Genomic DNA, 9,472 nt, shown 5'->3' on the forward strand with positions numbered 1-9,472 from the left:
GCATGATTGCCGGCGGTCGAAAACCGGTTCGCGATGCCCTCTACATCGCAGCCCTGCCGGCAATCCGCTTCGATCCCGACATCAGAGCTTTCTTCGAAAAGCTGAAATCGAAAGGAAAACCCGGCAAGGTCGCGCTCGTCGCCGTCATGCGAAAGATGATCATCATCCTCAACGCAAGAATGCGGGAACACCACGCCAACGCGATTGACACCTAACACCGTTGCTTTTTTGCTATACCAAACTTTGCGCCTGCTGATCTGCAGGCACTCGCCGTTCAAGATGATGCCTGGTCGCTGCTGCGTCCACTGATCTCGTTATTTCGGCAGCTTGTCGTCGACGCCCTCAACATAGAAGTTCATACCGAGCAAGGTGCCGTCGTCAGCCTTTTCGCCCGCCTTGAGCCACGCAGAACCGTCCTGCTTGTTGATCGGGCCGGTGAACGGATGCAATTCGCCCGACTTGATCTTGGCTTCGGTCTCTTCTGCCATCGCCTTCACGTCGTCCGGCATGTTCGTGTAGGGCGCCATCGTCAGGATGCCGTCCTTAAGACCGTCCCAGATCTGCTCCGATTTCCAGGTGCCGTCGAGCAGCGCCTGGGTGCGCTTGATATAATAGGCACCCCAGGTGTCGACGATCGCGGTCAGTTGCGTCTTCGGGCCTGCCGCGATCATGTCGGAGGCCTGTCCGAAAGCCAGGATACCGCGTTCGGCGGCAACCTGCATCGGAGCGGTCGTGTCGGTGTGCTGGGTCAGAATATCGACGCCCTGATCGATGAGCGCCTTGGCGGCATCGGCTTCCTTGCCCGGGTCGAACCAGGTATTTGCCCATACGACCTTCAGCTTAAAGTTCGGATTGACGGACTTCGCACCGAGTTCGAAGGCATTGATGCCCATAACCACTTCCGGGATCGGGAAGGAGGCGATGTAGCCGGCGACGCCCTTCTTTGACATCTTCGCAGCGATCTGACCCTGGATATAACGGCCTTCATAGAAGCGCGAATTGTAGGTCGCGAGATTCGGTGCGGCCTTGAAGCCGGTCGCATGCTCGAACTTCACATCCGGGAATTTCGCGGCGACCTTAACGGTCGCATCCATGAAGCCAAAGGAGGTCGTGAAGACAAGCGAGCAACCGGACCGCGCCATACGCTCGATAGCGCGCTCGGCATCCGGACCTTCCGGAACATTTTCGAGGAACGGAGTCTCGACCTTGGCGCCGAGCGCTTTGTCCAGTTGCTGGCGACCGAGGTCATGGGCCTGGGTCCAGCCACCGTCCGTGCGCGAGCCGACGTAAATGAAACAGACCTTTTTCTTCTCCTGGGCCTGAGCGCCGGTCGAAAAGCCGCCGAGAAGGGCGGCCGAAGCGGCAAGGGCGATAATCAGTTTCTTCATTTCCTAACCTCTATTGGATCAAAGACGGATGATGTGCCACCGCGGTCACCGGTCGGGGACAAAGGGTTTCCCCAACGATGCCGGCGTATTGATGAGCGTCGTGCGACGATTATGCGAGATGATGATCAGCACGACAATAGTAGCCGCGTAAGGAAGCGCGGACAGGAATTGCGACGGGATGCCGATGCCGAAGGCCTGGGCATGCAGCTGGCCGATGGTGACCGCGCCGAAGAGGTAGCCGCCTGCAAGCACACGCCAGGGGCGCCAGGAGGCGAAGACCACAAGTGCCAGCGCGATCCAGCCCCGCCCTGCCGACATGTTCTCCACCCATTGCGGCGTATAGACAAGCGAAAGCTGCGCGCCCGCGAGCCCCGCACATGCCCCCCCAAACATGACAGCTAGATACCGGGTTCGGATGACATTGATGCCCAGTGCATGGGCCGAGGCGTGGTTATCTCCGATCGCCCGCATTTTGAGGCCGGTGCGGCTTTTGAACAGGAACCAATTGATCCCGATCACCAAGCCTATCGAGAAGTAGAACGTCAGGTCCTGACTGAACAGCACTCGGCCGAAAAACGGGATATCCGAAAGCAGCGGAAAGACAATCGGCTGCAATTTGATGCCGGGTTGACCGACGAAGGCCTCGCCGATCTGCCCGGACAGGCCGAGCCCAAGTATGGTCAACGCAAGACCGGTCGCCACCTGATTTGCGACGAGGGTGAGCGTCAGGAAGCCGAATAGGAGCGAGAAAATCCCTCCGCCCAAAATGCCGGCGAAAAGGCCGACATAGGGCGAGCCGCTTATCTGCGTTACGGCAAAGGCACAGACCGCTCCCATGATCATCATGCCTTCGACGCCCAGATTGAGAACGCCGGCGCGTTCCGTGACCAGTTCCCCGAGTGCGGCAATAACGAGCGGTGTCGACGCGGTGATGACAGTGAGAAGGATGGCCTCGAACATCAGCGTCTTGCCTCGCCAGTTGTTGCTCCGGCAAGAACTAGGCGGATCTTGTAATGGATTAGTGTATCGCAGGAGAGCACGAAGAAGAGCAGCAGTCCCTGGAAGACACGGCTCACTTTGTCGGATATCCCGATGGAAAGCTGAGCCGCTTCTCCGCCGAGATAAGTCAGTGCCAGGACCAGGCCGGAAGCGACGATCCCGAGCGGATTAAGTCTGCCCAGGAAGGCGACGATGATGGCGGTAAAGCCGTAGCCCGGAGAGATCGACGGCTGCAGGTGGCCGATCGAGCCGGAGACTTCCGAAATCCCCGCAAGCCCCGCCAGCGCTCCGGAAAGCAGCATAGAGAACCACACCATCCGGCGGGCCGAAAAGCCGGCGAAGCGCCCTGCCCGCTCCGATTGTCCGAGAACGGAGACTTGAAACCCCTTGAGCATGAACCGCATCATGAACCACAAGGCGACTGCTGCAACCAGTGCAAAGATGAAACCCCAATGAGCGCGGCCAGATGAGAGAACTTCCGGCAGGACCGCTTCGATCTGGAAGCTTTTGGTCTGTGGGAAATTGTAGCCCTGCGGGTCGCGCCACGGACCGCGCGTCAACCAGTCGAGATAAAGCTGCGCGATGTAAACCAGCATCAGACTGGTCAGGATCTCATTGGTGTTGAACCGCGTTTTCAACAGCGCCGGGATCGCCGCATAGAATGCGCCACCCGCCATGCCCATCAGCAGCATCAGGGGCAGGATCAACGGCGAATGCCATTCGGGGTTCATCACCGGAAGGATCGAGCCGGTAATGGCTCCAATGGTGAATTGACCTTCCGCACCGATGTTCCAATTGTTGGACCGGTAACAGATGGCCAGGCCTACGGCGATGAGGATGAGGGGTGCCGCCTTTACCGCCAGTTCATGCAGCGACCACACTTCAAGCAGCGGTTCGACGAAGAAGCTGTAGAGAGCGCCGAGCGGGCTCTTGCCGAGCAGCCAGAACATAACGAGGCCGAAGACAAGCGTCAGAGCCAATGCAAGCAGCGGCGAGAGAATGGAGAACAGCGTCGAGACGCGAGCGCGCTTCTCGAGTTCAATGTGCATGCGCCGCCTCCGGGATTGAATGGCTTTCGTGAATACCGCCCATCATCAGGCCGATGCGCTCGAGCGTCAGCGTGCCTGCAGGATGAGGATCGGAAAGCTGGCCCTCCGAGATGACGGCAATATTGGTCGCAACCTCGAAAATCTCGTCCAGGTCCTGGCTGATGACCACCACCGCGGAACCGGCTTTGGCGAGGTCGATGAGTGCCTGCCTGATGCGGCTAGCCGCGCCCGCATCGACGCCCCAAGTCGGCTGGTTGACGATCAGCACCGCCGGCTGGCGGTCAAGCTCCCGTCCGACGATGAATTTCTGCAGATTGCCGCCGGAGAGCGAACCGGCCAGGGGATCCTCTCCGCTTTTCCTCACATCCATCGCCTCGCAGATGCGGCGTGTGGCAGAACGGATCGCATCCTGGCGGATGATCGAAACTGCACCGCCCGAAAGAAATGCCTGTTTATCCGACTGGCTGCGGGCGAGCAGAAGATTATCCGACAACGGCAGCGCCGAAACCGCCGCATGCCCGTGACGCTCTTCCGGCACGAAGCCGGCGCCTAGCAGGCGGCGACCGTTGATGCCCATGCCGCCGACCGCCTTACCGCGAATACGGATCGCTTCGTCGTCCGCGACTGGATATTCTCCCGACAGCGCATCGAAAAGCTCGCCCTGCCCGTTACCCGCCACTCCTGCAATCGCAAGCACTTCGCCGGCACGGACTTTCAAGGAAATATTCTTGAGCGACACGGCAAACGGCGTCCGCGCCGGTACCGAGAGATCGGTCACCTCGATGCGAATATCCCCAAGTGCTTCGGCGCTATCCCGATGGACCTGCGCGACGTCCGAACCGACCATCATGCGGGCGAGCGAGGCGGGCGTCTCCAGTTTCGGATCGCAGGCGCCCGTCACCCTGCCGTGGCGCAAAACGGTGGCGCGATCGCAGATCCGGCGGACCTCCTCCAGCCGGTGGCTGATGTAAAGAACCGACCGTCCCTCGGCCTTGAGCTTGAAGAGCGTCTCGAACAGACGGTCAGCCTCCTGCGGCGTGAGCACAGACGTCGGTTCGTCGAGAATGATCAGCTTGGGATTTTGCAGCAGCGCCCGAACGATCTCGATCCGCTGACGTTCGCCCACGGAAAGATCCGCCACATGCGCCTTGGGATCCAGCGGCAGGCCGTAGGCCTTTGAAAGGGCAGCCGCTTCATCGGAGATCTTCGATAGGGAAATCTTCGGGTCCAGCGACAAGGCGATGTTTTCCGCCACCGTCAGGGCCTCGAACAATGAAAAGTGCTGAAAGACCATGCCGACGCCGAGACGCCTCGCCTCGCCGGGCGAGCTGATCGTAACCGGTGTGCCTTCCCACAAGATCTGACCGGCGCTGGGCTGGAGCACGCCGAAAAGCATCTTCACCAGCGTCGATTTGCCGGCACCATTCTCTCCCAGAAGCGCATGGATCTCACCTGCCGCAATATCGAGATCGATCGCATTGCAGGCGGCAAAGCTGCCGAAAAGCTTGGTCAAACCTCGAACCGACAAAAGCGGTACTGCTGCCGGACCTTCGGGTAACGTCACTGAACCCCCTGTTCGCTGCCGGTCGCCTTCTGCGAGGCGTTTTCACCGATGGCAGCGCCTTGTTTTTAAAAGCGCAGGCGCGATCTGAAGGCATCGCGCCGATCGATCATATTGATACCGTTTTTGTTGCTTCGCACAACATGAAAACGCCGGCGCTGAAGCAACTCCAGCTCATTTTCCAAGGTTTGGAAAAAGCTGCAGCACACCGCCAATGCAATAGAGGTAGATACCGCTGAGAACCACGCCCCAGATGACCCAGTCGGGCGAGTTGAAATGCAGAAGAAGCGAATACCCCCCAAGCGCGCACCAGATCAGGCAGACCGCGAGATTGAGCGACCTCAAACGCTTCACCCGGACAGGATGAAGGAAGTTGATCGGGAAGAAGGTGAGGATGACGGAGACCGACACGACGATCAGTGCTGTCATCGCACTGGCGTCGATGACGAAGAGCGTGAAGATCACCATGTTCCAGACGACGGGAAAGCCGGAAAAGAAATATTCATCCGTCTTCATGCCCATGTCCGCGTAATAGACCGCGCTGGATACGACGATGGCTCCGGCGGCGAAAAACGACCAGGGTTCGCCGATCATGCCGCTCTGATAAAGCGCAAAGGCCGGCAACAGGACATAGGTCACGTAGTCGATGATGTTGTCCAAAGTGTCGCCGGACCAGTTCGGAAGAACTTCCTTGACCTTTACCTTGCGTGCGATCGGCCCGTCGATACCGTCAACGAGAAGCGCCAGGCCCAACCACCAGAACATATCGACGAAGCGATGTTCGGCTGCGGCAACGACGCCAAGAAATGCAAGAAAGGAACCTGACGCAGTCAGCAAATGAACCGAAAAGGCGCGAATCTCCGCATAGGGAACTTTCCTGTAGTTGAATATTCGCCTGATCACACGTAAGTCCCGCATTGCTTTGGTGTGGCAGATATGCGGCGAATTGGCATGCTTTGCAACCAACTTGGCATTTTCCACATCCTTAAATCATTGCTTTTTCTGTTGCTGCGCCGTCGTGCCCCATGGATATGCGCATACTGGGGCTCTAGATATCTGATCGACATTCGCAGAGCAGGACGACGCACATGCAGCATTTCGAAGTCGCGGTGGTAGGGGGAGGTCTCGCGGGCTCGGTTGCGACGCTGGCCTTGGCACGCTCGGGCCGCAAACTGGCCTTCATCGCCCCTGCCTTGGAAAAGAGCGATGAACGCACCACGGCACTGATGGACCAATCAATTCGTTTCCTGGAGCGGCTTGGCGTTTGGGAGAATATTGCGCCTTCGGCCGCCCCCCTTTCCGTGATGCAGATCATCGACGCCACGAAGCGGCTGCTGCGGGCGCCAACGGCGCAATTTCGCGCCTTGGACGTTGGCCTTTATGCCTTTGGTTACAACATACCGAACAATGCGCTGACCCTGACGCTGGACGCCGCCGTCGCTGCCGAACCGAACATCACGAAGATAGAACAGAGCGTCGAAACCCTGGATTATTCGGCAGAACGTGTCGCGATAACGCTTGCCGGCGGATCGACGATCACCACGGATTTCGTCGTTGGAGCCGACGGACGCAAATCCAAGACCCGGGATGCCGCAGGCATCGGCACACGCACCTGGTCCTATCCCCAATCGGCGCTGGTGCTGAATTTTTCCCACACCCTCCCCCACAGCAATGTCTCGACGGAATTCCACACCGAGACCGGCCCCTTTACCCAAGTGCCGCTGCCCGGGCTTCGATCCAGCCTCGTCTGGGTCGTCAAGCCGGAGGAAGCCCAGCGCCTCATCGAACTGCCGTCGGACCAACTCTCCCGCCGGGTCGAAGATCGGATGCAATCCATCCTCGGCAAGGTGGCCGTGGAAGGTACACCGCAGATCTGGCCGCTCTCCAGCCTGATGGCGGACCGTTTCGGCAAGGGGCGCCTGGCGCTGATTGGTGAGGCGGCGCACGCTTTCCCGCCCATCGGGGCGCAGGGCCTCAATCTGTCGCTTCGCGATGTGATAGCGCTCACGGAGTTGCTTGCAGCGACGGGCGACCGTCCAATCGCCGCCGATGCAGGCGACCAGTTCAACCGTCGCCGGCGGCCCGATGTCATGAGCCGCACGTTTGGCGTCGATATCCTGAACCGCTCGCTGCTATCGGATTTCTTGCCGGTCCAGATGCTGCGCGCGGCGGGCCTTCATATTCTCGGCGGCGCGCCGCCACTGCGAAATCTCCTGATGCGCGAAGGCATCGAACCGGGCCGAGGTTTCCGTGCCGTCGTCGATGCCTTACGGAACGAGATCCGGCGGTAACGCACCGGAATGGATGAGATAAAGCAGGACGGGAAGCGTCAGGACGGAAGCGGCCGTAATGATGAGGATGCTGGCTGACGCCCGCTCCTGCCAAATTCCATATTGCTGACTGATCACGAAGACGTTGGTGGCCGTCGGCAGAGCCGAAAGCAGCGTAGCGGAATAAATCCAGACCGGCTCGAAATTGCCGATCAGCGAGAGAACCGTATAGGTGGTGATCGGCAGCAGAATCAGCTTTGCAACTGCGATATAGCCGATTTCGAGCGGCACCCGCTTTATCGGCCGCAACGCCAGCGTCACTCCCATGGCAAACAATGCGCAAGGCGCTGCCGCCTGAGCGAGGTAGTCGATCAGACGCTGCACGGAGTCGTGCGGCCTGAAGCCGAAAGCGGCAAAACAAAAGCCCAATGCAGTCGAGATGATGAACGGGTGGAGGATCACCTTTCGGGCTATTTCCAGCACGACCTGCACCACCGGCCGCCTGTCTTCGCCGGCGACTGCCATCATGGCCGGGGCCACGACGAAATGAGCGGCGTTTTCAAAACAGACAATCAGCGCAACCGGCACTGCCGCCGCTTCCCCGAAGGCCAGAAGAGCGAGACCCGGCCCCATATAGCCGATATTGCCATAGGAGCCTGCAAAGGCTTGAATGGTACAGTCTTCAAAGGAGTTCCGGCGAATGAAGAAGCCGATCAGGAAAAGCAGAAGAAAGACCAGATAGGTCGCGGCAATCTCGCCGAAGATAAAGTCGGCTCTGGTCAGCTGCTCCACCGGCGTGCGCGACACCAGCTTGAAGAAGAGTGCCGGAAGAGCTGCATAGATGATGAAGGTATTCATCCATCCAAGAGCTTCAGCGGGCTGTTTGGTTACCTTCGCAGCAAGGTAGCCGATGAAGATCAGCCCGAAAAAGGGCAATAGCAATGCAATGATATCGGCCATTTTTTGCCTGCCCGTATGCGGGCCAAGGTTTGAGGAAGCTTTCGGTTAGCCGATTTGCATCAGGATTGGAAAGGTCTGCTGGAACCAGATTGCGGCGGAAGTGACGAATCCGAAAATGAAGGCAAGGCCGGTCAGGATCAGGAACACGCCCATGGCCTTCTCCACCAGACCGAGATGGCGGCGAAAGCGCGTCAGGAAGCGCATGAAGGCGCCGGAAAAGCCGGCTGCGATCCAGAAGGGAACGGCGAGGCCCAGCGAGTAGATGGCGAGCAACATTGCCCCTTCGCTGACCGTGTCGCGTGACGCCGCCACACCCAGGATCGCGCCGAGCACAGGACCGATGCAGGGCGTCCAACCAAAGGCAAAGGCAAGGCCCATCACATATGCGCCCGACAGCGTCGCGGGCTGCCCTCCGCCCTGGAAACGCGCTTCGCGCGCGAGCAGGCCGATGCGGAAGACGCCAAGGAAGTTCAGCCCCATGACGATGATGATCAGGCCGCCGATCTTCGACAGGAGATCCAGATGCTGACGAAGCAGGACGCCGATGGTGGACGCGCCGGCACCGAGCGCCACGAAGACGGTCGCAAAGCCGAGCGTGAAGAACAGCGCCGCCATCAGCACCGCCTTGCGCGTACCACCCGCCTGCACGGCAACCGCAGCACCGCCGCCGCGAAACTGATCCACCGAAATACCGGCCATATAACAAAGATACGGAGGCACGAGCGGCAGCACGCAAGGAGAAAGGAACGACAGCGCACCGGCAATCAGTGCGCTCAAGAGGGAAATTTCGGCAATCGACACCAGCGGCTCCAACAGGGGGCGCATCACCCCGCTTAATGCGCCTCACCTAATGTCTGAAAGCGGCAAATGCCAATCACCTTTTCGCTCCGGCATGGAAAAGCGTCAACAAGCCGCATTTTTGCTGTTTTTGCGGGTTGACCGCAAGAGGTCGCCTGCATATGTTCCGCGCACTTTCAAGGACGCGTCTCGCGTACCGTGGGAGAGCGTAGCTCAGTCGGTAGAGCAACTGACTTTTAATCAGTAGGTCCAGGGTTCGAATCCCTGCGCTCTCACCACCTGCACCTTGTCCATACCGGAGACATCTGTAACAGATCGTCCCTAAGACATGGGTGACAATCTCGTGCCGAACGGATTGTCGATGGTTTGCAAAGTTCTCTGCTCCAGGTCGATATATCCCAAATCATAGTGCATGAAGCTGACGAGCCAAATACCGTCGTCGACTTC

At 59.2% G+C, this 9,472-nt stretch carries 8 protein-coding genes, 1 tRNA gene and 1 pseudogene; 3 read left to right on the top strand and 7 right to left on the bottom strand.

Annotation, left to right across the window (positions count from 1 at the left end; translation table 11 throughout):
* Positions 1 to 215, top strand: a pseudogene (locus C5L12_RS26815) (IS110 family transposase); the annotation flags it as partial.
* 99 nt (positions 216 to 314) lie between these two features.
* On the opposite strand, the gene C5L12_RS26820 reads toward C5L12_RS26815, so the two are convergent.
* The 5 genes from C5L12_RS26820 to pcsA form a co-directional block, all read right to left on the bottom strand.
* Positions 315 to 1,388, bottom strand: a complete 1,074-nt coding sequence (locus C5L12_RS26820; RefSeq protein ID WP_105375060.1) for a BMP family ABC transporter substrate-binding protein — start codon at positions 1,386 to 1,388, stop codon at positions 315 to 317.
* 45 nt (positions 1,389 to 1,433) lie between these two features.
* Positions 1,434 to 2,348, bottom strand: coding sequence for an ABC transporter permease (locus C5L12_RS26825; protein WP_105375061.1), 915 nt, complete (start codon positions 2,346 to 2,348; stop codon positions 1,434 to 1,436).
* Positions 2,348 to 3,436 (bottom strand): ABC transporter permease, encoded by a 1,089-nt coding sequence (locus C5L12_RS26830; protein WP_105375062.1) that lies wholly within the window; start codon positions 3,434 to 3,436, stop codon positions 2,348 to 2,350. Before C5L12_RS26830 ends, C5L12_RS26825 begins: the two co-directional genes overlap by 1 nt.
* Positions 3,426 to 5,000, bottom strand: a complete 1,575-nt coding sequence (locus C5L12_RS26835; RefSeq protein ID WP_105375063.1) for an ABC transporter ATP-binding protein — start codon at positions 4,998 to 5,000, stop codon at positions 3,426 to 3,428. The genes C5L12_RS26830 and C5L12_RS26835 overlap by 11 nt, the downstream gene beginning before the upstream one ends.
* Positions 5,001 to 5,171: 171 nt before the next feature.
* Complete coding sequence (gene pcsA, locus C5L12_RS26840; protein ID WP_105375066.1) at positions 5,172 to 5,915, bottom strand: phosphatidylcholine synthase; 744 nt, start codon at positions 5,913 to 5,915, stop codon at positions 5,172 to 5,174.
* A 170-nt stretch (positions 5,916 to 6,085) separates the two neighbouring features.
* Here pcsA and C5L12_RS26845 point away from each other — a divergent pair, with 170 nt between their 5' ends.
* The gene (locus C5L12_RS26845) at positions 6,086 to 7,288 is read left to right on the top strand and encodes a UbiH/UbiF family hydroxylase (protein ID WP_105375064.1); all 1,203 of its coding nucleotides are present in this window, start codon (positions 6,086 to 6,088) and stop codon (positions 7,286 to 7,288) included.
* Here C5L12_RS26845 and C5L12_RS26850 read toward each other — a convergent pair.
* Positions 7,265 to 8,227 (bottom strand): AEC family transporter, encoded by a 963-nt coding sequence (locus C5L12_RS26850; protein ID WP_105375065.1) that lies wholly within the window; start codon positions 8,225 to 8,227, stop codon positions 7,265 to 7,267. The genes C5L12_RS26845 and C5L12_RS26850 overlap by 24 nt on opposite strands.
* Before the next feature lie 45 nt (positions 8,228 to 8,272).
* Entirely contained in the window at positions 8,273 to 9,028 is a 756-nt protein-coding gene (locus C5L12_RS26855) for a cytochrome c biogenesis CcdA family protein (protein WP_105375067.1), read from the bottom strand.
* Positions 9,029 to 9,227: 199 nt separating this feature from the next.
* Here C5L12_RS26855 and C5L12_RS26860 point away from each other — a divergent pair.
* Positions 9,228 to 9,303: transfer RNA gene (locus C5L12_RS26860), tRNA-Lys, on the top strand.
* Positions 9,304 to 9,472: the final 169 nt, after the last annotated feature.

It is taken from the genome of Neorhizobium huautlense (assembly GCF_002968575.1).
In the GTDB taxonomy this organism is placed as follows: Bacteria; Pseudomonadota; Alphaproteobacteria; order Rhizobiales; family Rhizobiaceae; genus Neorhizobium; species Neorhizobium huautlense.